The sequence below is a fragment of the Bacillus sp. N12A5 genome (assembly GCF_026790125.1).
Taxonomy (GTDB): Bacteria; Bacillota; Bacilli; order Bacillales; family Bacillaceae; genus Bacillus.
Genome location: NZ_JALAMR010000007.1, coordinates 214450 through 236065, shown reverse-complemented (window position 1 = coordinate 236065; position 21616 = coordinate 214450). Strand labels below are relative to the sequence as shown.

Annotated in this window: 22 protein-coding genes and 1 riboswitch; of the genes, 19 read left to right on the top strand and 3 right to left on the bottom strand. The window is 46.6% G+C overall.

Annotated features, from left to right (window positions below; all coding sequences use genetic code 11):
• The first annotated feature begins 130 nt into the window (after positions 1-130).
• The 15 genes from MOC09_RS09160 to purD all read left to right on the top strand — a co-directional run bounded on the left by MOC09_RS09160 (position 131) and on the right by purD (position 14391).
• Entirely contained in the window at positions 131-298 is a 168-nt protein-coding gene (locus MOC09_RS09160) for a Fur-regulated basic protein FbpA (protein ID WP_003244066.1), read from the top strand.
• Positions 299-512: 214 nt separating this feature from the next.
• Positions 513-1067 carry a DUF2179 domain-containing protein gene (locus tag MOC09_RS09155; protein ID WP_009966729.1) on the top strand — a complete coding sequence of 185 codons (555 nt, stop codon included), beginning with the start codon at positions 513-515 and terminating at the stop codon, positions 1065-1067.
• Positions 1067-1264, top strand: a complete 198-nt coding sequence (locus MOC09_RS09150; RefSeq protein WP_148963482.1) for an NETI motif-containing protein — start codon at positions 1067-1069, stop codon at positions 1262-1264. Before MOC09_RS09155 ends, MOC09_RS09150 begins: the two co-directional genes overlap by 1 nt.
• A gap of 79 nt (positions 1265-1343) precedes the next feature.
• A riboswitch (purine riboswitch) is annotated at positions 1344-1445 on the top strand.
• A gap of 141 nt (positions 1446-1586) precedes the next feature.
• A complete protein-coding gene (purE, locus tag MOC09_RS09145; RefSeq protein ID WP_268358753.1) occupies positions 1587-2075 on the top strand; it encodes a 5-(carboxyamino)imidazole ribonucleotide mutase in 489 nt (162 codons plus the stop codon).
• Positions 2068-3210 (top strand): 5-(carboxyamino)imidazole ribonucleotide synthase, encoded by a 1143-nt coding sequence (purK, locus tag MOC09_RS09140; RefSeq protein ID WP_268358755.1) that lies wholly within the window; start codon positions 2068-2070, stop codon positions 3208-3210. Before purE ends, purK begins: the two co-directional genes overlap by 8 nt.
• Positions 3207-4502, top strand: a complete 1296-nt coding sequence (gene purB / locus MOC09_RS09135) for an adenylosuccinate lyase (RefSeq protein WP_268370302.1) — start codon at positions 3207-3209, stop codon at positions 4500-4502. The genes purK and purB overlap by 4 nt, the downstream gene beginning before the upstream one ends.
• 74 nt (positions 4503-4576) lie before the next feature.
• Positions 4577-5302 (top strand): phosphoribosylaminoimidazolesuccinocarboxamide synthase, encoded by a 726-nt coding sequence (gene purC / locus MOC09_RS09130; RefSeq protein ID WP_268370300.1) that lies wholly within the window; start codon positions 4577-4579, stop codon positions 5300-5302.
• Positions 5295-5549, top strand: coding sequence for a phosphoribosylformylglycinamidine synthase subunit PurS (gene purS / locus MOC09_RS09125; RefSeq protein WP_003155758.1), 255 nt, complete (start codon positions 5295-5297; stop codon positions 5547-5549). The genes purC and purS overlap by 8 nt, the downstream gene beginning before the upstream one ends.
• A complete protein-coding gene (gene purQ / locus MOC09_RS09120) occupies positions 5546-6229 on the top strand; it encodes a phosphoribosylformylglycinamidine synthase subunit PurQ (protein ID WP_268370299.1) in 684 nt (227 codons plus the stop codon). Before purS ends, purQ begins: the two co-directional genes overlap by 4 nt.
• Positions 6213-8441 (top strand): phosphoribosylformylglycinamidine synthase subunit PurL, encoded by a 2229-nt coding sequence (purL, locus tag MOC09_RS09115; protein ID WP_268370297.1) that lies wholly within the window; start codon positions 6213-6215, stop codon positions 8439-8441. The genes purQ and purL overlap by 17 nt, the downstream gene beginning before the upstream one ends.
• Positions 8417-9847 carry an amidophosphoribosyltransferase gene (gene purF, locus MOC09_RS09110; protein ID WP_003233947.1) on the top strand — a complete coding sequence of 477 codons (1431 nt, stop codon included), beginning with the start codon at positions 8417-8419 and terminating at the stop codon, positions 9845-9847. The genes purL and purF overlap by 25 nt, the downstream gene beginning before the upstream one ends.
• 100 nt (positions 9848-9947) lie before the next feature.
• A complete protein-coding gene (gene purM / locus MOC09_RS09105; RefSeq protein ID WP_268370296.1) occupies positions 9948-10988 on the top strand; it encodes a phosphoribosylformylglycinamidine cyclo-ligase in 1041 nt (346 codons plus the stop codon).
• Positions 10985-11572: a phosphoribosylglycinamide formyltransferase gene (gene purN / locus MOC09_RS09100; protein ID WP_268370294.1), complete on the top strand. Its 588-nt coding sequence runs from the start codon at positions 10985-10987 to the stop codon at positions 11570-11572. The genes purM and purN overlap by 4 nt, the downstream gene beginning before the upstream one ends.
• Positions 11569-13107, top strand: a complete 1539-nt coding sequence (purH, locus tag MOC09_RS09095) for a bifunctional phosphoribosylaminoimidazolecarboxamide formyltransferase/IMP cyclohydrolase (RefSeq protein ID WP_268370292.1) — start codon at positions 11569-11571, stop codon at positions 13105-13107. The genes purN and purH overlap by 4 nt, the downstream gene beginning before the upstream one ends.
• Positions 13108-13122: 15 nt before the next feature.
• Positions 13123-14391, top strand: a complete 1269-nt coding sequence (gene purD / locus MOC09_RS09090; RefSeq protein WP_268370290.1) for a phosphoribosylamine--glycine ligase — start codon at positions 13123-13125, stop codon at positions 14389-14391.
• Positions 14392-14428: 37 nt separating this feature from the next.
• Here the strand turns inward: purD and MOC09_RS09085 are convergent, their stop codons facing one another.
• Positions 14429-14851, bottom strand: a complete 423-nt coding sequence (locus tag MOC09_RS09085; protein ID WP_268370288.1) for an Lrp/AsnC family transcriptional regulator — start codon at positions 14849-14851, stop codon at positions 14429-14431.
• Between the two features lie 143 nt (positions 14852-14994).
• Here MOC09_RS09085 and MOC09_RS09080 point away from each other — a divergent pair, with 143 nt between their 5' ends.
• On the top strand, positions 14995-16269 hold the full coding sequence (locus MOC09_RS09080; protein WP_268361826.1) for an amino acid permease: 1275 nt from the start codon (positions 14995-14997) through the stop codon (positions 16267-16269).
• 14 nt (positions 16270-16283) lie between these two features.
• On the opposite strand, the gene MOC09_RS09075 is transcribed toward MOC09_RS09080, so the two are convergent.
• Complete coding sequence (locus MOC09_RS09075) at positions 16284-16517, bottom strand: YgaP family membrane protein (RefSeq protein WP_268370286.1); 234 nt, start codon at positions 16515-16517, stop codon at positions 16284-16286.
• A gap of 127 nt (positions 16518-16644) precedes the next feature.
• Here MOC09_RS09075 and MOC09_RS09070 point away from each other — a divergent pair, with 127 nt between their 5' ends.
• The 3 genes from MOC09_RS09070 to MOC09_RS09060 are packed head-to-tail and all read left to right on the top strand — an operon-like array spanning position 16645 to position 19726.
• Entirely contained in the window at positions 16645-18387 is a 1743-nt protein-coding gene (locus MOC09_RS09070) for an adenine deaminase (protein WP_268361803.1), read from the top strand.
• 26 nt (positions 18388-18413) lie between these two features.
• The gene (locus MOC09_RS09065) at positions 18414-19409 is read left to right on the top strand and encodes a DUF3048 domain-containing protein (protein ID WP_268370284.1); all 996 of its coding nucleotides are present in this window, start codon (positions 18414-18416) and stop codon (positions 19407-19409) included.
• Between the two features lie 2 nt (positions 19410-19411).
• Positions 19412-19726, top strand: a complete 315-nt coding sequence (locus MOC09_RS09060; RefSeq protein WP_003219429.1) for a YerC/YecD family TrpR-related protein — start codon at positions 19412-19414, stop codon at positions 19724-19726.
• Between the two features lie 36 nt (positions 19727-19762).
• On the opposite strand, the gene MOC09_RS09055 is transcribed toward MOC09_RS09060, so the two are convergent.
• A complete protein-coding gene (locus MOC09_RS09055; RefSeq protein ID WP_268370283.1) occupies positions 19763-21340 on the bottom strand; it encodes an FMN-binding glutamate synthase family protein in 1578 nt (525 codons plus the stop codon).
• Positions 21341-21616 lie beyond the last annotated feature (276 nt).

Genomic DNA, 21616 nt, shown 5'->3' with positions numbered 1-21616 from the left:
TTTTAATGTCACACTTTTTACAAATATATCTAAAAAACATAGTTGATTTGTAGGATTAATCCATGTATGATGGGGAAAATGCTGTAAACGTCCAGCGCACAAACCTTTATGTTTAAGGAGGATGATGGACATGGCTGATGTACTTCGCCGCGCGATTAATCAAAAGAAACAATTTTTAAAAACCAAATTACTGCTTTCGGAGTTTTATCAGGGAAGAGGGGAACAACTGGCTGATTATACGCTGAGTGAGCTTGAAAAAGAATACAAGTCCCTTCAGAAAATGAAAAAAGAGATCTGACAATAGATGAGAAGAGGTAAGTCTGCTGATAAGCGGGCTTTTTTGTTTTGATTTTGAAAAGGCGAGAAAGAGGGTAAACTACTACTGTTCAACCTGTTAAAGCATGTCGAAATATTTTGCTTAAGCTTACGTGCGAAGCTGATTGTAAACGGCTCATTTCTCTAGTAGAATATGAATGCTTTGAGCAAGCTGAAGAGTAGGGGGATGAAATAAAATGATGCAAACCATCTTATCAAATGGGATAGCTATGGTACTCATAATTCTCATTATTAATATTGTCTATGTATCATTTTTTACAATAAGAATGATTTTAACACTGAAAGGCCAACGGTATTTAGCAGCGGGCATCAGTACGATTGAAATACTGGTTTATGTGACAGGATTGAGTCTGGTCCTCGATAATTTAGACCAGATTCAAAATGTGATTGCGTATGCGCTCGGTTACGGTCTTGGCGTCATTGTCGGCATGAAAATAGAAGAAAAATTGGCGCTTGGCTATATTATGGTCAATGTGATTACGAAAGAGCTCGATCTTGATCTTCCGAAGCAGCTTCGGGAAAAAGGCTACGGCGTGACGAATTGGGTGGCCGGCGGTCTTGAAGGCGACCGCACAGCTCTTCAGATTCTGACGCCGAGAAGATATGAACTCCAGTTGTATGATACGATTAAAACATTAGATTCAAAAGCATTTATTATTGCGTATGAACCAAAAACAATCCACGGCGGCTTCTGGGTCAAAGCGGTGAAGAAGAGGAGAATTAAAGAATAATGGCAAAGCCGAAGAAGAAAAAGTTTGAAGTGACAGAGCAGCAAACGATTGATGCGGTCCTTCAGCAAATGAAAGAAGAAGGATATCTGCCTGTACGGCGGATGGAAGAGCCTGTTTTTATGGAAAAGAAGGAAAATGGGTCAATTCAGATCGTTCCGTGCGGGAAAAAAATCGTATTTGAAGGGAAATTGATCTAAAACACGAACATTAGTAGAATGAATTTTTGTATCGTTCGATAATATCGTTGACATTATCCATGTCCGTTGTTAAGATAAACATGAAATCAAAACACGACCTCATATAATCTTGGGAATATGGCCCATAAGTTTCTACCCGGCAACCGTAAATTGCCGGACTATGCAGGAAAGTGATCGATAAAACTGACATGGATATATCGCAGAAGCGAACGACTGACGATACATGTACCATGCCCGGTTTGTATTGCTTCCTCATAAGTGCAATGCAGAGCGGGTATTTTTTATTTTCTGAAAACAAAAGCAGTAGAAGGTGGGGAACAGAATGCAGCCGCTAGTAGGAATCATCATGGGAAGCACTTCCGACTGGGAGACAATGAAAAACGCATGCGACATACTTGACGAACTTAATGTTCCGTACGAAAAAAAGGTCGTTTCCGCTCATCGGACGCCTGATTTGATGTTTGAATACGCTGAAACTGCCAGAGATAGAGGCATCAAGGTGATTATTGCCGGTGCCGGAGGGGCGGCACATCTGCCAGGGATGACGGCGGCGAAAACCACACTGCCGGTCATCGGAGTTCCGGTTCAGTCAAAGGCGCTGAACGGAATGGATTCGCTTCTTTCCATCGTCCAAATGCCTGGGGGCGTGCCTGTTGCGACAACAGCCATCGGCAAAGCGGGCGCTGTGAACGCAGGCCTGTTAGCGGCGCAAATTTTGTCAGCTTTTGACGAAAATCTTGCCCATCAGCTGGAAGAGAGAAGAGAAAATATAAAACAGACGGTGTTAGAAAGCAGTGATCAGCTTGTCTAAACAAATCATCAATCCGGGAGCTGTAATCGGCATTATCGGCGGCGGGCAGCTTGGAAAAATGATGGCTGTGTCCGCCAAACAAATGGGGTATAAAGTCGCTGTCGTTGATCCGGTGAAAGATTCGCCTTGCGGGCAGGTTGCGGATGTCGAAATTACCGCTCATTATAATGACCGTAAAGCGATTCGAAAATTGGCAGAAATCAGCGATATCATCACGTATGAGTTTGAAAACATCGACTATGATGCGCTGCATTGGCTAAAAGATCATGCGTATCTCCCGCAAGGAAGTGAGCTGCTGCTCATTACCCAAAACCGTGAAACAGAGAAAAAAGCAATTCAAGCCGCGGGCTGTGAAGTCGCGCCGTACAGCATCGTCAAAACAAAGGATGAACTGAAACAGGCGGTACAGGAGCTGGGGCTTCCCGCAGTACTGAAAACATGCCGCGGCGGATACGACGGCAAAGGCCAATTTGTGATCAAGGAAGAGCTGCAAATTGAGCAGGCTGCCGCTCTTTTAGAGCACGGCACTTGCATTCTTGAAAGCTGGGTTTCTTTTAAAATGGAACTGTCGGTCATCGTTGTCAGATCGGTAAACGGTGAAATTTCAACATTTCCGGCAGCTGAAAACATTCACCACAACAATATTCTTTTCCAAAGCATCGTGCCTGCACGGGTGGAGGAAGGAATTCAGCAGAAGGCTGCTGAGCTGGCCGTTAAGCTTGCAGCCGAGCTTAACCTTGTCGGACCGCTTGCTGTTGAGATGTTCCTGACAGAGGACGGAGCGCTTTTGGTCAATGAACTGGCGCCAAGACCGCACAATTCAGGCCATTATACGCTGGACCTTTGCGAGACGAGCCAGTTTGAACAGCATATCAGAGCGGTATGCGGCCTTCCGCTCGGGAAGACAGATTTGCTGAAGCCGGGCATGATGGTGAATCTTCTCGGTGATGAAGTGAAGCTTGTTGAGGAAGAACAGGAGCTTTTAAAAGAGGCAAAGCTCTATCTATATGGAAAACATGAGATCAAAAAAGGCCGCAAAATGGGGCATATTACATTTATGAAGCAGCCTGAAGACCAGTGGATTCAGGAGATCACAAATAAATGGATGAATAGAGACGGAGGACAAGCAGAATGATCGAACGTTATTCAAGACCCGAAATGTCCGCGATTTGGACGGATGAAAACAGATTTCAAGCATGGCTAGAGGTGGAGATTCTTGCCTGTGAAGCGTGGGCGGAGCTTGGCGTCATTCCAAAAGAAGACGTAAAGGCCATGCGCGAGAACGCGTCATTTGACATCAACCGCATTTTTGAAATCGAAAAGGACACGCGCCATGACGTTGTCGCTTTTACACGCGCCGTTTCCGAATCATTGGGCGAAGAAAGAAAATGGGTGCACTACGGCTTAACATCAACTGACGTTGTAGATACTGCTCTTTCTTACTTATTAAAACAGGCAAACGATATTCTGCTCAAGGACCTTGAGAGATTTGTTGACATTATAAAAGAAAAAGCGAAAGAACATAAATACACAGTCATGATGGGGCGCACACACGGCGTGCACGCTGAGCCTACAACATTCGGCTTAAAACTTGCACTTTGGCATGAAGAAATGAAACGCAATCTTGAGCGTTTCAAACAAGCGAAGGAAGGCATTGAGGTTGGGAAGATTTCCGGCGCTGTCGGCACATATGCGAACATTGACCCGTTTGTTGAGCAATATGTCTGTGAGAAGCTCGGATTGAAAGCAGCACCGATTTCAACTCAAACCCTTCAGCGTGACCGCCATGCTGACTATATGGCGACACTTGCTTTAATCGCGACAAGCATCGAGAAATTCGCAGTGGAAATCCGCGGACTGCAAAAGAGTGAAACACGCGAAGTAGAAGAATTTTTCGCGAAAGGCCAAAAGGGTTCATCTGCAATGCCGCACAAACGCAACCCGATCGGCTCTGAAAATATGACAGGCATGGCGCGCGTCATCCGCGGATACATGATGACAGCTTACGAAAATGTTCCATTATGGCATGAGCGCGATATTTCCCACTCATCAGCTGAACGGATTATTCTTCCCGATGCGACAATCGCGTTGAACTACATGCTGAACCGCTTCTCTAACATCGTGAAGAACTTAACGGTCTTCCCTGAAAACATGAAGCGCAACATGGACCGCACGCTCGGCCTTATCTACTCTCAGCGCGTGCTGCTTGCTTTGATTGACACAGGCCTGACGCGTGAAGAAGCCTACGATACAGTGCAGCCAAAAGCAATGGAAGCGTGGGAAAAACAAGTGCCGTTCCGTGAGCTTGTGGAAGCGGAAGAGAAAATCACTTCCCGTCTTTCTCCTGAAAAAATTGCCGACTGTTTTGACTACAACTACCATCTGAAAAATGTTGATCTGATCTTTGAACGTTTAGGTTTGGCATAGAAGAAGCTGTTAGGCGGCTTCTTCTATGCCGCCATCGTTTGAAAATTCCCAACATTCGGGTTAGGAGGCCTTCCGTGAATATTGTGAAGAATGAACTTTTATATGAAGGAAAAGCAAAAAAGATCTACAAAACCGATAACGAAAGCACGCTGTATGTCGTGTATAAAGACTCCGCCACTGCCTTTAACGGCGAGAAAAAAGCAGAAATCAGCGGAAAAGGGCGCTTAAATAACGAAATTTCAAGCTTAATTTTTAAACACCTTCATGCTAAGGGCATTAACAATCACTTTATTGAGCGCATTTCAGAAACGGAGCAGCTCATTAAAAAGGTAACGATTGTGCCGCTTGAAGTCGTCGTCAGAAATGTGGTGGCAGGAAGCATGTCCAAGCGTCTCGGCATTCCAGAAGGCACAGAGCTTGAACAGCCCATAATCGAGTTTTACTACAAAGATGACGAGCTGGGTGATCCGCTCATCACAGAAGATCATATTTGGCTGTTGAAAGCGGCGACTCCTGAGCAGGTAGAAGCCATTAAGTCTATTACAAAAACAGTAAATGAAGAGCTTCAAAGCATTTTTGACGATTGTCATGTCAAATTAATAGATTTCAAGCTTGAATTCGGTTTAGATGCAGAAGGGCAAGTGCTTTTGGCGGATGAAATTTCTCCTGACACGTGCCGCTTGTGGGATAAAGACACGAACGAAAAGCTGGATAAAGATTTATTCAGGCGCAATCTGGGAAGCTTAACCGACGCATATGAAGAGATTTTCAAAAGACTGGGAGGCATTCATCATGTATAAAGTAAAAGTTTATGTCAGTTTAAAAGAAAGTGTACTAGATCCACAAGGGAGCGCTGTCCAGCATGCCTTGCACAGTATGACTTATAACGAAGTTCAAGATGTGCGCATCGGAAAATACATGGAGCTAACCATTGAAAAATCTGACCGTGATCTGGACGCTCTAGTAAAAGAAATGTGCGAAAAACTTCTTGCAAACACAGTGATTGAAGATTACAGATATGAAGTTGAGGAGGTAGTCGCACAGTGAAATTTGCGGTGATTGTGTTACCCGGCTCCAACTGTGATATCGATATGTATCATGCTGTAAAGGATGAGCTCGGCCATGAAGTCGAATATGTCTGGCATGAGGAAACAAGCCTTGACGGCTTCGACGGCGTGTTAATTCCGGGAGGATTTTCTTACGGCGATTACTTAAGATGCGGCGCTATCGCCCGATTTGCGAATATTATGCCAGCTGTCAAACAGGCGGCGGCCGAAGGAAAACCTGTTCTCGGCGTCTGCAACGGATTCCAGATTTTACAGGAGCTTGGCCTACTGCCAGGCGCAATGAGACGCAACAAAGATTTGAAATTTATTTGCCGTCCGGTTGAATTAATTGTGCAGAACGATGAAACCTTATTCACATCTTCCTACGAAAAGGGCCAATCGATTACCATCCCGGTTGCCCATGGTGAAGGGAATTTCTACTGTGATGAAGAGACGCTTGCTTCATTAAAGGAAAACAATCAAATTGCTTTCACATACGGCTCTAATATTAATGGAAGTGTCAGCGACATTGCCGGTGTCGTGAATGAGAAAGGCAATGTATTAGGCATGATGCCTCACCCTGAGCGCGCGGTCGATGAACTGCTTGGAAGCGCCGACGGTCTTAAATTGTTCAAGTCTATCGTGAAAAATTGGAGGGAAACTCATGTCACTACTGCTTGAACCAAGTAAAGAACAAATAAAAGAAGAGAAACTGTATCAGCAAATGGGTGTCAGTGATGATGAGTTTGCATTGATAGAATCCATTCTTGGAAGATTGCCGAACTACACAGAAATCGGAATTTTTTCTGTCATGTGGTCTGAGCATTGCAGTTATAAAAACTCAAAGCCGATTCTGCGTAAATTCCCGACAAGCGGCGAGCGTGTGCTGCAGGGGCCGGGGGAAGGCGCCGGAATCGTTGATATCGGTGATAACCAAGCGGTTGTGTTCAAAATTGAATCACATAACCACCCATCAGCTCTAGAGCCTTACCAAGGCGCTGCTACTGGCGTAGGCGGCATTATCCGTGATGTATTCTCAATGGGTGCACGCCCAATCGCTGTATTGAACTCTCTTCGATTTGGTGAACTGACTTCACCCCGCGTGAAGTACTTGTTTGAAGAAGTAGTAGCGGGTATCGCCGGATACGGCAACTGTATCGGCATCCCGACAGTCGGCGGAGAAGTGCAGTTTGACAGCAGCTATGAAGGAAATCCGCTCGTCAACGCCATGTGCGTCGGTTTAATCAACCATGAAGACATCAAAAAAGGCCAGGCGAAGGGTGTCGGCAACACAGTGATGTACGTAGGAGCGAAAACAGGGCGTGACGGAATCCACGGCGCTACGTTTGCTTCTGAAGAAATGTCAGACTCGTCTGAAGAAAAGCGTTCTGCTGTCCAAGTCGGCGATCCGTTTATGGAGAAGCTTTTGCTTGAAGCATGTCTGGAAGTCATCCAATGCGACGCCTTAGTCGGCATTCAGGATATGGGAGCTGCCGGTTTAACAAGCTCAAGTGCAGAAATGGCAAGTAAAGCCGGTTCTGGTATTGAAATGAACCTTGACCTGATTCCTCAGCGCGAAACAGGCATGAGCGCGTATGAAATGATGCTTTCTGAATCACAAGAACGGATGCTTTTGGTTATTGAGCGCGGACGTGAGCAGGAAATCATCGATATTTTTGACAAGTACGATCTTGAAGCGGTTTCTGTCGGACGTGTGACAGATGATAAAATGCTTCGCCTCACACACAAAGGTGAGATTGTATGTGAGCTGCCTGTTGATGCTTTGGCAGAAGAAGCTCCGGTTTACCACAAGCCATCTCAAGAGCCCGCTTACTACCGTGAGTTTTTAGAAACGGACGTTCCGGCTCCGCAAATTGATGATGCGAATGAAACGCTGAAGGCCCTTCTCCAGCAGCCAACGATCGCAAGCAAAGAATGGGTTTACGATCAGTATGACTACATGGTGCGGACGAATACAGTTGTCGCTCCTGGGTCTGACGCAGGTGTTCTCAGAATCCGCGGAACGAAAAAAGCGCTGGCGATGACAACAGACTGTAACGCCCGTTATCTCTATCTCGATCCTGAAGTCGGCGGGAAAATCGCTGTCGCTGAAGCGGCGCGCAACATCATTTGCTCAGGTGCAGAACCGCTTGCCGTCACGGATAACCTGAACTTCGGAAACCCGGAGAAACCAGAAATCTTCTGGCAGATCGAAAAAGCGGCTGACGGCATCAGCGAGGCGTGCAATGTTCTCAGCACTCCGGTGATCGGCGGCAACGTATCGCTATATAACGAATCAAACGGCACGGCGATCTACCCGACACCTGTTATCGGCATGGTCGGCTTAATTGAAGATACGGCACACATTACAACACAGTATTTCAAACAAGCGGGAGATCTCGTATACGTGATCGGCGAAACAAAACCAGAGTTTGCTGGTAGCGAGCTGCAAAAAATGACAGAAGGCCGCATCTACGGCAAAGCGCCGCAAATCGATCTTGATGTAGAGCTGTCACGCCAAAAAGCATTGCTTGACGCGATTAAAAAAGGCTTTGTTCAATCTGCGCATGATGTGTCTGAAGGCGGCCTAGGCGTAGCGATTGCGGAAAGTGTCATGACGACGGAAAACCTTGGTGCTAGCGTGACTGTAGAAGGGGAAGCAGCGTTATTATTCTCTGAATCTCAATCCCGCTTCGTCGTATCTGTGAAAAAAGAGCATCAAGCAGCGTTTGAAGCAGCTGTGAAAGATGCGGTTCATATCGGTGAGGTAACGGCTGACGGAATGTTGGCGATTCAAAACCAAGACGGACAACAATTGATTCATGCGCAAACGAAAGAACTTGAGCGCGCATGGAAAGGAGCTATCCCATGCTTGCTGAAATCAAAGGCTTAAATGAAGAATGCGGCGTTTTTGGGATTTGGGGACATGAAGAAGCCCCGCAAATCACGTATTACGGCCTCCACAGCCTTCAGCACAGAGGACAGGAGGGCGCGGGTATTGTAGCAACTGACGGTGAAAAGCTGACAGCGCACAAAGGCCAAGGGCTGATTACTGAAGTGTTTCAAAATGGCGAGCTCAGCAAAGTAAAGGGGAAAGGCGCAATCGGGCACGTTCGGTACGCAACGGCTGGAGGCGGCGGATACGAAAATGTTCAGCCGCTCCTCTTCCGTTCCCAAAACAACGGCAGCCTGGCGCTTGCTCATAATGGAAATCTTGTCAATGCCACTCAGCTGAAGCAGCAGCTTGAAAACCAAGGAAGCATCTTCCAGACCTCTTCAGATACAGAGGTTTTGGCTCACTTAATCAAAAGAAGCGGCCACTTCACGCTGAAGGATCAAATTAAAAACTCGCTTTCCATGCTGAAAGGCGCCTACGCGTTTCTGATCATGACCGAAACCGAAATGATTGTCGCACTTGACCCGAACGGGCTTAGACCGCTGTCAATCGGCATGATGGGCGACGCTTATGTGGTCGCATCAGAAACATGCGCATTTGATGTTGTCGGTGCAACGTACCTTCGTGAGGTAGAACCGGGCGAAATGCTGATTATCAATGATGAAGGCATGAAATCAGAGCGTTTTTCCATGAATATTAACCGTTCCATCTGCAGCATGGAGTACATTTATTTCTCAAGGCCTGACAGCAACATTGATGGCATTAACGTGCACAGTGCCCGTAAAAACCTTGGGAAAATGCTTGCTCAGGAATCTGCAGTGGAAGCTGACGTTGTAACAGGAGTTCCGGATTCCAGTATTTCTGCGGCAATCGGCTATGCAGAAGCCACAGGCATCCCGTATGAGCTTGGCTTAATCAAAAACCGCTATGTAGGCAGAACGTTTATTCAGCCGTCTCAGGCACTGCGTGAGCAAGGCGTCAGAATGAAGCTGTCTGCTGTGCGCGGGGTTGTGGAAGGCAAACGCGTCGTCATGGTAGATGACTCTATCGTGCGCGGAACAACAAGCCGCCGGATTGTCACTATGCTCAGAGAAGCGGGTGCGACCGAGGTGCATGTGAAAATCAGTTCACCGCCGATCGCCCATCCGTGCTTTTACGGCATTGATACGTCCACACATGAAGAACTGATCGCGTCTTCGCATTCTGTTGAAGAAATCCGTCAGGAAATCGGAGCCGACACTCTCTCATTTTTAAGTGTGGAAGGGCTGTTGAAAGGCATCGGCAGAAAATACGATGACTCGAATTGCGGACAGTGTCTCGCATGCTTTACAGGAAAATATCCGACTGAAATTTACCAGGATACAGTGCTTCCTCATGTGAAAGAAGCAGTGTTAACCAAATAAAACTTGAAAATGACATAAAGGCAGCGCAGTTCGGCTGCCTTTCTCTTTCTGCCCTCGTTTGGGGAGATATTTTGAAAAGCGCCTTAAAGGAGTGAATAGGATGTCTGAAGCATATAAAAACGCAGGAGTTGACATCGAAGCCGGATATGAAGCTGTAAAACGAATGAAAAAACATGTGGAGCGCACAAAACGGCTTGGCGTTATGGGCAGCCTTGGCGGTTTTGGCGGCATGTTTGACCTGTCTGAGCTTTCTTATCAAAAACCTGTTTTAATTTCGGGGACGGACGGTGTCGGCACAAAATTAAAGCTCGCTTTTACTATGGATAAGCATGACACAATTGGCGTTGACGCTGTTGCGATGTGTGTTAATGACGTGCTGGCACAAGGTGCAGAGCCGCTGTTTTTCCTCGATTATTTAGCGGTCGGCAAAGCGGACCCTGTGAAAATTGAGCAGATCGTACAAGGTGTGGCAGACGGCTGTGAGCAGTCAGGTTCAGCCTTAGTCGGCGGCGAGACGGCTGAAATGCCGGGACTATATACAGCTGATGAATACGATATTGCCGGTTTCTCAGTCGGGGTGGCGGAAAAAGACAAAATCGTGACTGGAGAAAACATTGAGGAGGGCCATCTTTTGATCGGCCTGAGCTCCAGCGGCCTTCACAGCAACGGGTTTTCCCTTGTGAGAAAGGTACTTCTGGACGATGCGGAGCTGGATCTTGAAACAACATACGAGCCGTTTGACCGCCCGCTTGGCGAGGAGCTGCTTGAGCCGACAAGAATTTACGTGAAGCCCGTGCTAGCTGCGGTGAAAAGCGGAAAAGTCGACGGCATGGCGCATGTAACAGGCGGAGGATTCATCGAAAATATCCCGCGTATGCTTCCAGAAGGCTTAAGTGCGGAAATCGATAACGGCTCATGGCCGATCCCGCCGATTTTCTCTTTCCTGCAAGAATACGGCATGCTGAAGGAAGAAGACATGTTCAACGTCTTTAATATGGGCATCGGCTTTGTGTTGGCTGTCAAAGAAGAGCACCTGACAGATGTGATTGGCACGCTTGAAAGCCATGGCGAAAAAGCCTATTTGATCGGGCGTGTGAAACAAGGCGAAGGCGTCACATTCGGCGGTGCGGCACTTTCATGAAAAAATTTGCGGTATTTGCATCAGGAAACGGTTCGAACTTCGAAGCCATTGTCACGCGCTTGAAAGAGGAGAACTGGGATGCGTCCGTATCGCTCCTCGTTTGCGACAAACCGCAGGCGAAAGTCATCGAACGGGCGGAATCATTCCACATTCCATCCTTTGCATTTGAGCCGAAGTCTTATGAAAACAAGGCCGCATTTGAACGGGCGATTATCGAACAGCTTCATCTTCATGATGTTGAATTGATTGTTCTTGCCGGTTATATGAGGCTGATCGGTGATACGCTGCTTCAGGCATACGGAGGAAAAATCATCAATATTCACCCATCACTTCTTCCCGCGTTTCCGGGGATCGACGCAGTCGGACAGGCGTACCGCGCGGGTGTGAAGGTTGCAGGAATCACTGTGCATTATGTTGATGAAGGAATGGATACAGGCCCGATCATTGCTCAAAAGGCAATCGAAATTAACGAACATGATACATTGGAAACAATCGAACAGCGGATTCACGAGCTTGAGCATAAATGGTATCCAAGTGTAATTAAACAGCTATTAGGATTAAATAACAGAGGTGAAAAGGCATGACCATTAAACGTGCATTAATCAGTGTTTCAGATAAAACAAATCTCGTTCCTTTCGTAAAAGAACTAACAGAGCTTGGCGTTGAAGTGATTTCAACAGGCGGAACGAAAAAGCTTCTTCAAGAAAACGGTGTGAATGTCATCGGAATTTCTGAAGTGACAGGCTTTCCTGAGATTATGGACGGACGGCTAAAAACACTTCATCCGAATATTCACGGCGGTCTTCTAGCGGTTCGCGGCAATGAAGAGCATATGGCGCAGATCAATGAACACGGGATTCAGCCGATTGACCTTGTTGTTGTTAACCTTTATCCATTTAAAGAAACGATTTCAAAAGAAGATGTCACATATGAAGAAGCGATTGAAAATATCGACATCGGCGGCCCGGGCATGCTGCGTGCGGCCTCAAAAAACCATCAGGATGTGACGGTTATCGTTGATCCATCGGATTACAGCCCGGTGCTGAATCAAATCAAAGAAGAAGGCGGCGTATCACTTCAGAAAAAACGCGAGCTGGCGGCAAAAGTATTCCGTCATACTGCGGCATATGATGCTTTGATTGCTGACTATTTGACAAACGTTGCCGGTGAAAAAGAACCAGAACAATTCACTGTTACATTTGAGAAAAAACAATCGCTTCGCTACGGAGAAAACCCACATCAGGAAGCAACATTCTATCAAACTGCAATTCCTGTTAAAGGATCCATTGCGCAAGCAGAACAGCTCCACGGCAAAGAGCTTTCGTACAACAACATTAAGGATGCAGATGCGGCAGTTCAAATCGTCCGTGAATTCACTGAGCCGGCTGCGGTTGCCGTGAAGCATATGAATCCATGCGGCGTCGGAACAGGAAAATCAATTTCAGAAGCCTTCGACAGAGCATTTGAAGCGGATAAAACATCTATTTTCGGCGGCATTATCGCGCTGAATCGTGAAGTGGACAAGGCAACTGCCGAAGTGCTTCACAACATTTTCTTAGAAATCATCATTGCGCCTTCATTCAGCCAAGAAGCGCTTGAGATCCTGACTGCGAAGAAAAACCTTCGTCTGCTGACGCTTGATGTGACAGCTGCCGTTCAAAAAGAAAAACAGCTGACATCCGTTCAAGGCGGGCTGCTGATGCAAGATTTAGATATGCACGGGTTTGATGATGCGGAGATCAGCATTCCGACAGAAAGAGAACCGAACGAGCAAGAGTGGGAAGACTTGAAGCTTGCTTGGAAAGTCGTGAAGCATGTGAAATCAAATGCGATCGTTCTTGCGAAAGACAACATGACAGTCGGTGTGGGAGCGGGTCAAATGAACCGCGTCGGATCAGCGAAAATTGCCATTGAACAAGCAGGAGAAAAAGCGAAAGGCAGCGCACTTGGATCTGATGCATTTTTCCCAATGCCGGACACTGTTGAAGAAGCGGCAAAAGCGGGCGTTACGGCTATCATTCAGCCGGGGGGATCTGTACGTGATGAGGATTCCATCAAAAAAGCGGATGAGTACGGCATTGCCATGGTGTTCACCGGCATCAGACACTTCAAACATTAAGGGGATGAAAACGACGTGAATGTATTAATTATCGGTAAAGGCGGAAGAGAGCATACGCTGGCATGGAAGGTGGCGCAAAGCAGCCTCGTTGAAACGGTATTTGCGGCTCCGGGAAATGACGGCATGTCAGCTTCCGCACAGCTTGTAAACATTGAGGAAAGCGACCACGCCGGGCTTGTCTCGTTTGCAAAAGAAAATCAGGTCGGCCTGACCATTGTCGGCCCCGAGGTTCCTTTAATTGAAGGTCTGGTGGATGAATTTGAAAAAGCGGGTCTGCGCGTGTTCGGCCCGTCAAAAGCCGCGGCGATCATCGAAGGAAGCAAACAGTTCGCTAAGGATTTAATGAAGAAATACGACATTCCGACTGCAGAATACGATACGTTTACATCTTTTGAAAAGGCAAAGGCATATGTGCAGGAAAAAGGCTCTCCAATTGTGATAAAGGCAGATGGGCTTGCAGCTGGAAAAGGCGTAACGGTTGCCATGACTGAGGAAGAAGCGATCGCATGTCTGCATGACTTTCTTGAGGATGAAAAGTTCGGTGATGCGAGTGCGTCCGTTGTCATTGAAGAATACCTTTCTGGTGAAGAATTTTCTTTGATGGCCTTCGTCAAAGGAGAAAAAGTGTATCCAATGGTGATTGCCCAGGATCATAAACGGGCGTTTGACGGAGACAAAGGCCCGAATACAGGCGGAATGGGCGCTTACTCGCCAGTTCCGCAAATTTCGGAAGAAACGGTCCGCCATGCTGTAGAAACCATCGTCAAGCCCGCCGCAAAAGCAATGGTACAAGAAGGCCGTTCCTTCACTGGTGTTTTGTACGCTGGATTGATGCTTACTGAAAACGGCTCGAAGGTCATCGAATTTAATGCCCGCTTCGGCGATCCGGAAACACAGGTCGTGCTTCCGCGCATGGAATCTGATCTGGTACAGGTGCTTCTTGATCTTTTAGATGATAAAGAAGTCGGCTTAAAATGGAAGGATACCGCTGCAGTAAGTGTGGTGCTTGCTTCAGAAGGATATCCGGAAAGCTATGCAAAAGGCACGCTGATCGGCAGCCTTGCAGCGGAAACTGACCAAGTTGTGGTCTTCCATGCCGGAACGAAAGCAGAAGGCGGAGAGTTTGTTACAAATGGCGGCCGCGTCGCCAACGTGACGGCTTTTGATGAAACGTTTGAAGCAGCGAGAGACCGAGTGTACAAGGCCGTTGATGAGATCATCAAGCCGGGACTCTTTTTCAGAACAGACATTGGGGCACGCGCTTTAAAGGCTGCCCAAAAATAAGTGAAGAAAACCCGCAGATTGGCTGCGGGTTTTTTTGTTATACAAAAGCGGGATGCTGGGCAGAAGAAGAAAGCACAACGAGCGTGGTCGGTTTTCCATGGGCCATCGAAGCGTCAATAAAATCCTCAAGCGTATGGACTGATTCTGTCACTACTTTTGTCACATAGCTGTACATCCCTGTGATGCGGTGGTTTTCTGCCACATCCGGGTGCGCTGTGGCAAAGGCGGCATAGTGTTTACAGCTTTTCGGCTCCATCAGGATAAAAGCCGTGACGTGCTTATTTAGTTTTTCGTAACAGATATTCGCGCTGTAGCCGGTAATCACTCCTTTGTCTTCCAGCTTCCTGACACGTTCCGCCGCGCTTGGCGAGCTGAGTCCAACAAGCTTTCCCAGCTCAACCATCGTTAATCTGCCATTTCTCTGCAAATGCGATAGATTCTGAAGGTCTGTATCGTCCATTTGTCTGCCTCCTTTGCATGTTTAGGTAAATGAATGAAAATTCCTTTGATCATAAGGTGATGCTGTTGATTTAGCTTCATTGTAGCGTATGGATGCACACTTATTTTTTCTATAATAAAGCCATCAATCAGAGAGGGGGCATCATATTGCCAGAATTACAGCGTTCTATCACTTGGATACAAGGGACGGCATTAACGGTTGGGGCCGTTTTAGGCTGCGGGATATTAATCCTGCCGTCTGTCACCGCTGACGCAGCTGGTCCGGGTTCTTTATTCGTCTGGGTATTCATGTCTTTTTTATCTTTTCTTCTTGTCGGCACACTGGCCCGGCTTGTGAAAATAGCGCCCAGCGCGGGAGGAATCACGGCTTACGTGCAGCTGGCTTTTCAGAAAAAAGCCGGAGCGGTTTTGGGCTGGATTATGTTAGGCTCCGTTCCGATTGGCGTCCCTATTATTGCTTTGACTGGCGCGCATTACGTTAGTTACGTCACAGAGGCTTCGGATTGGCAGATTACATGGATTGCAGGGTGTATGCTGGTTGTTTCTATTTTGCTGCATATGAGAGGCATTCAACTTTCCGCAAACATCAGTACACTCGTTATTTGTATCATCGTATTTCTGCTTGTTACTTCTATTGCCGTGTCATTGCCTCACGTTAAGATAACGGAATTCAAGCTGTTTCTCCCGCATGGCTGGTCTGCCGCGGGATCTGTTTCTGTTATGATTTTTTTCTCCTTTGTAGGCTGGGAAATGATTACCCCATTGGCTGAGGAGTTTCATCGGCCTGAAAAAGACGTCCCAATCAGCTTGTTTTTGGGGGCGGCTTGTGTGGCAGGGCTGTATATCATGCTGTCATTTGTGACGATAGGGACTCATTCCTACGGAGAGAATGGAGAAATCGCATCGCTTGCGATACTCATCTCAAAAGGAGCCGGGGAGAGCGGAGTATATGTAACGGTTTGTTTAGCACTGTTTATCACATTCGCCACTGTTCATGCCAATATTGCGGGTTTTTCCAGAATGGTGTACGCATTAGCGAGGGAGGGGCACATTCCTGTATATTTCGGGAAACTCAGTGAGACAAAACATACGCCAATCCGTGTATTATCAGCGCTGGCTGCAGTGTTTGGCTTAGTGCTTGCGGTGCATGGCCTGTTTCAAATCGATTTGACGACACTGTTAAAAGGGCCGAGTGCGGCATTCATCGCATCTTACCTATGTACAATGGCAGCAGCTTTGAAGATGCTGAGCTGGAGAGATTCAGGGTGGTGGATGGCGCTCGGAGCGTTTGCGGCGTGCGCAGTGATTTACTCGTTCAGCGGCTGGGCACTTCTTTATCCGACAGCACTCGCAGCCGCAGGGTATCTCTATATGAAGACAAAGGGATGTCATGAGAAAAAGCTTGATCACGTTTCGTGATCAAGCTTTTTTGTTTACCTGTCTTGGTGGTCCTGTTCGCTATTTTCGAAAGCGCCGTTTTGAAACATGTAGGTTACAGGACAGAAGCGCAAGATCCCCGAACCTGCTTTCAAGGCTCCCATAAAGATGTAAAAGAGGTTCATTCTGCACCAGGGCTTTTTCGTAAACTTTGCGCTGGCTGCTGACATAATCGTCAGTCCGCAGGCGATTCTGAAGACGGCATTGATGAGACTGATGTTTGGCTTCATGAAAATTTGCTCCTTTTATTAAAAAAGTTTTATAATTGAACCTTCAAAAATTTGTAACGTTTTTATCGTGCGTGATGAGGAAGGATGTGATAACATGAGTCTAATACATGTAAAGGAGAGTATGTGAATGTCCGAACGCACCTTTAACTGGAAAAACAAAGACATCAGGGCACAGGTTGATGTTGTAGACTCAAAGCTGCTTCCAACGCTCCTTTTACGGAATGCTCTCGTCTTAAATCCATATGTAAAACAATGGCTGAAAAAAAACATTTGGATTTATCAGGACCGCATTGTTTATGTGGGTCATGAACTTCCGAATAGAGCCGAAGAAATTTATACGATTGATTGTGAAGGAAAATACATTGTGCCAGGGTATATTGAACCGCACGCACATCCTTTTCAAATATATAATCCCCAAACACTGGCTGAATATGTGTCTCAATACGGAACAACGACATTTGTGAACGATAACTTATTTTTGCTTTTACAAAGCGGAAAAAAGAAAGCGCTTACGATTTTGAACGAACTCAAAAAGCAGCCTGTTCAATATTTTTGGTGGTCACGCTATGACCTCCAGACTGAGGTTCTGAACGAGGATCACGTCCTTCCGTTTGACGTCAGAAAACAGTGGATTGAACATCCGGATGTCATCCAAGGCGGAGAAATGACAGGATGGCCTCGTCTGGTAGATGGTGATGATTTAATGCTTCACTGCATGCAAGCTACAAAGAAACAGCGAAAACGCATTGAAGGGCATTTTCCCGGTGCATCAGATAAAACGCTTACAAAAATGAAGCTCTTCGGAGCGGACTGTGATCATGAAGCGATGACAGGTGAGGAAGTGATGAGAAGGCTGGAACTTGGATACTATGTTTCCCTTCGGAACTCTTCCATTCGTCCTGATGTCAGAAACATATTGCAGGAGCTGCATGAGAAAGGCTTCCGCTATTATGACCACTTCTTTTATACAACAGACGGCGCGACGCCGAATTTCTATAAAGGAGGCATGACAAACGAGCTGATCCGCATCGCGTTAGAAGAAGGCGTACCGGCAATCGACGCCTACAATATGGCATCATTTAATATCGCAAAGTATTATCAAATGGATGATTATTTAGGAGTTGTCGGTCCGGGAAGACTGGCGTCGCTGAACATACTTGAAGATCCGTTAAATCCAAATCCCGTGACCGTTCTGTCAAAAGGGATCATCCTTCGTGAAGAAGGCTGTGATATGAAGGCGTTTACAAAGACGGACTGGAACAAAGGCGGTCTTGTCCCGCTTGAGCTTTCATATGATATGACGATGGATGATTTGCAGTTTTCCATGCCGATGGGCGTAAAAATGCGAAATGCGGTGATTATGGAGCCGTATATGATTGAGATCGACAATTCGCTGGAACAGCTTTCGTTTGACCATGATGAAAGTTACTTGACGATGCTTGACAAACACGGGAATTGGCGTGTTAATACAATGATAAAAGGGTTTGCCTCAAGCGTGCAGGGATTTGTAAGCTCCTTTACGACGACGGGCGATATTGTCGCGATTGGAAAAAATAAAGCGGATATGCTGCTCGCTTTCGCTCGTATGAAAGAAATTGGAGGAGGAATTGTTCTTGCGGAAAACGGGAACATACTGCATGAAATTCCGCTAGCACTGTGCGGGTGCGCCTCTTCGGAAGCGTATGAAGATGTGCTAGAGAAGGAACAAAAACTGAGAGATCTTTTGACTGAAAGAGGCTATGAGTTTTGCGATCCGATCTATACGCTGCTCTTTTTGCAAAGTACGCATCTTCCGTATATACGCATTACGCCGAGAGGAATCTTCGACGTCATGAAAAAAACTGTACTCTTTCCATCGATAATGCGTTAAAATATAAAAGAGCGGGGAGCCGACATATGAAAAAATGGATGACAGTTTGCGTGCTGTGTTTCGTGTTTTTTCTGCTGGTATCCTGCCAGCAGAAGGATGCTGTCCCGATTTCTGCAAAGAAGCCGAAAGCTCCTTTGACGGGACTTGCGACTGAACAGAAGGTGACTGAACGCCGGCCTGTTGCTGTAGTGGTGAACAATCACCCGAAGGCGAGGCCGCAGTCAGGACTGTCTAAAGCCGACATTGTCATAGAGGCGCTTGCCGAAGGACAAATTACAAGATTTCTGGCTATTTTTCAAAGCCAGATGCCTGAAACTGTCGGCCCTGTGCGGAGCGCGCGGGAATATTTCGTCACTCTCAGCAATGGCTTTGACAGCATATTTGTCCATCATGGATGGAGTCCCGGCGCTAAAGAGCAGCTGGAATCCGGAGCTGCCGATTATATGAACGGATTGGATTTTGACGGAAGCTTATTTTGGAGAGCTGATTTCAGCAAACCGCCCCACAATTCCTACACGTCCTATGATTACATAAAACAGGCGGCGGAACAAAAGGGATATAAGCTAAAGCAAAAAACAGATCCGCTGCTGTTTCAAACATCAGAAGCAAAACCTGCAAATGAATCCTACAATGTTCGGGTAGATTATGGAACAAAGAACGTTACAAATCTTGTCGAATACAACTATGATAAAAAAGCTGAAGCTTATACAAGAAGCTCTGATGGTGTCATAACGACAGACCGGGAAACCGGAAAGCCGGTTGCAATGCAAAATATTTTCATTGTTGAAGCCAGCCATCAAACTATTGATCAAGATGGAAGGCGGGACATCGACCTGGAATCAGGGGGAAAAGGTCTGTTGTTTCAGAACGGAAACGTCATTGAAACAGACTGGAAACAAGTAAACGGAAGAATTGTGCCGGTGAAAGACGGCAAATGGCTGCCGTTTGTGCCAGGAAAGACTTGGATGAATATCGTGCCTGATCTCGATGCGGCTTCCATTAGTAAAGGAGAAGGTGTGTAACGATGCAAATCGATAAATTACGCGGCAAAGAACTGGACCAGTTATTCAACTCGATCTTATCGCTGAAAGACCTGGAGGAATGTTACCGGTTCTTCGATGATCTTTGCACAATTAACGAAATTCAATCGCTGGCTCAGCGCCTTGAAGTGGCGCGCATGCTTCGCGAAGGAAACACATACCATAAGATTGAAACAGAAACAGGCGCTTCCACGGCTACGATTTCCCGTGTGAAACGCTGCTTAAATTACGGAAATGACGCTTATGAAATGGCGCTTGACCGTGTGAAGGAGACGGAAACCGAGTCTTCTTCAAAATAACAGAGACCGCCCTGCCGTTCGGCAAGGGCGGTTTCTTTATGAAACAAATTGGTGAATCAGGTGGTCGATGTCGACGATGCTGCCGTCTTCTTTTCGATAGACAACGTGCTCCTTGGAAAAGCGGACCGGCGAATTGATCCCGGCTGCAGCAGCGAGGTTAAACAGCCCCTCGCGCAGCGAAATAACGTAGTTGCAGACACGATGCTGTTTTTCCTCAACGCTCAGTGCTTTTTGCAATTTTGGATCTGTTGTCGCCACGCCTACCGGGCATGTGTTCGTGTGGCAGACGAGAGCACGGATGCAGCCGACCGAAAACATCATCCCGCGTGCAATGTTGACAAAGTCAGCGCCGAGGGCTAAGGCGACCGCAATTTTGTCAGGAGTCAGGAGCTTTCCGGAAGCAAAGATTTTCAGCTGGCTGCGCAAGCCATATTGTCTAAGCAGCGTATCAACGATAGGCAGCGCTGTCATAATCGGAAGGCCGACTGTGTCAGCAAGCTCGTAAAAGGAAGCGCCGGTACCGCCTTCGCTCCCATCGATCGTGATAAAATCCGGATGCTTTCCGCTTTTCTGCATATAAGAGAAAAGCTCGTGCAATTCATCAGGGTGCCCTGCGACAAGTTTGATCCCGACTGGCTTTTGGCCGACATCTCTAAGTGTTTCAATAAAGTCGAGCATCTCAGGGGCGCTTGAAAATTCATGAAAGCGGTTCGGGCTGTCAATCGATTTTCCGGGTTCGACATTCCGGATGTCTGCCACTTCTTCAGATACTTTGGCGCCATCCACATGGCCGCCGCGTGTTTTCGCGCCTTGCGCCAGCTTCAGCTCAAACGCTTTAATTTGGTCGAGCCTGCTTTTGCGTTTAAACTCCTCCAACGAAAATTCCCCGTTTCTTTTGCGCACGCCAAAAAGACCAGGCCCGATTTGGCAAATGATATCAGCACCGCCTTTTAAGTGATACTCAGATAATCCCCCTTCACCGGTATTCATCCAAGTGCCGCCTGCCTGATGAAGCCCTTTTGATAGCGCCGTAATCGCCCGTTCTCCAAGAGAACCGTAGCTCATGGCAGACTGGCCGACTAATCCTTTCACATAAAAAGGCTTCTCGCATGTATGCTCACCGATTACCTGTATATCATCAGGATGGAGAAAAAATGGATCTGCCTTGATGCGTTCGGCGTGCTCCTTGCGTTTGAACAGATTGTCAGCATCTAGTTTATAGATTTTGGTTTCAATTTTAGGCGTTTGATTGACGTGCATTTCTTCTTTTAGTTTTGGAAACATAGCGTTACGGATATAGTAGCCCGGTTTATCAAAATCTTTTACAGAACCAAAGCCTATCATTCTGCTTTTGTATTTGCCCGAGATAACCGTTTGCTCATATTCCTTTCGTGAAAAAGGCTGCTCTTCATTATCATTGCTGTATAAATACTGCCTGAGCTCCGGCCCGATTTTTTCCAGGATATATCGCAACCTTCCGATGACGGGATAGTTGCGGAGAATCGAATGCTCCTGCTGTTTTTCATCCTTTATGTAGATCCAGACAAACAAAATGATGGGAATGGCAATGATCCCGATGATAAATGCGATGAGTGCGATGATGATGGTTTCCATCTGTCAGCCTCCCTTTTTTATGTAACCATTTCCACACTTGAACGCTTTCCAAACAATAACAGTTTGTGCGGGAGGAAATATGACGAAAATTGGGTTTTTTTGAAGAACTTAATGTGCGAGTGCATCAGCATGTTAGACCTAACGCTTTCTTTTTTATGAAAAAAGAATCAAAACACCTTTTTCAGTGAATAACGAGATTAACGGCTTTTTCCGTTTTTCCGTGCTATGTGAATTTGTTATAATGTTTAAATGGTAACAAACGAATGGAGGAACGTA

Excerpts from the sequence above, each read along its gene's own strand:
- MOC09_RS09155 (WP_009966729.1), top strand. The coding sequence starts at position 513 with ATGATGCAAACCATCTTATCAAATGGGATAGCTATGGTACTCATAATT.
- MOC09_RS09065 (WP_268370284.1), top strand. The coding sequence starts at position 18,414 with ATGAAAAAATGGATGACAGTTTGCGTGCTGTGTTTCGTGTTTTTTCTG.
- purN (WP_268370294.1), top strand. The coding sequence starts at position 10,985 with ATGAAAAAATTTGCGGTATTTGCATCAGGAAACGGTTCGAACTTCGAA.
- MOC09_RS09060 (WP_003219429.1), top strand. The coding sequence starts at position 19,412 with ATGCAAATCGATAAATTACGCGGCAAAGAACTGGACCAGTTATTCAAC.
- purB (WP_268370302.1), top strand. The coding sequence starts at position 3,207 with ATGATCGAACGTTATTCAAGACCCGAAATGTCCGCGATTTGGACGGAT.
- MOC09_RS09150 (WP_148963482.1), top strand. The coding sequence starts at position 1,067 with ATGGCAAAGCCGAAGAAGAAAAAGTTTGAAGTGACAGAGCAGCAAACG.
- purS (WP_003155758.1), top strand. The coding sequence starts at position 5,295 with ATGTATAAAGTAAAAGTTTATGTCAGTTTAAAAGAAAGTGTACTAGAT.
- MOC09_RS09070 (WP_268361803.1), top strand. The coding sequence starts at position 16,645 with ATGTCCGAACGCACCTTTAACTGGAAAAACAAAGACATCAGGGCACAG.
- MOC09_RS09055 (WP_268370283.1), bottom strand. The coding sequence starts at position 21,340 with ATGGAAACCATCATCATCGCACTCATCGCATTTATCATCGGGATCATT.
- MOC09_RS09085 (WP_268370288.1), bottom strand. The coding sequence starts at position 14,851 with ATGGACGATACAGACCTTCAGAATCTATCGCATTTGCAGAGAAATGGC.
- MOC09_RS09160 (WP_003244066.1), top strand. The coding sequence starts at position 131 with ATGGCTGATGTACTTCGCCGCGCGATTAATCAAAAGAAACAATTTTTA.
- purE (WP_268358753.1), top strand. The coding sequence starts at position 1,587 with ATGCAGCCGCTAGTAGGAATCATCATGGGAAGCACTTCCGACTGGGAG.
- MOC09_RS09075 (WP_268370286.1), bottom strand. The coding sequence starts at position 16,517 with ATGAAGCCAAACATCAGTCTCATCAATGCCGTCTTCAGAATCGCCTGC.
- purM (WP_268370296.1), top strand. The coding sequence starts at position 9,948 with ATGTCTGAAGCATATAAAAACGCAGGAGTTGACATCGAAGCCGGATAT.
- purH (WP_268370292.1), top strand. The coding sequence starts at position 11,569 with ATGACCATTAAACGTGCATTAATCAGTGTTTCAGATAAAACAAATCTC.
- purF (WP_003233947.1), top strand. The coding sequence starts at position 8,417 with ATGCTTGCTGAAATCAAAGGCTTAAATGAAGAATGCGGCGTTTTTGGG.
- purL (WP_268370297.1), top strand. The coding sequence starts at position 6,213 with ATGTCACTACTGCTTGAACCAAGTAAAGAACAAATAAAAGAAGAGAAA.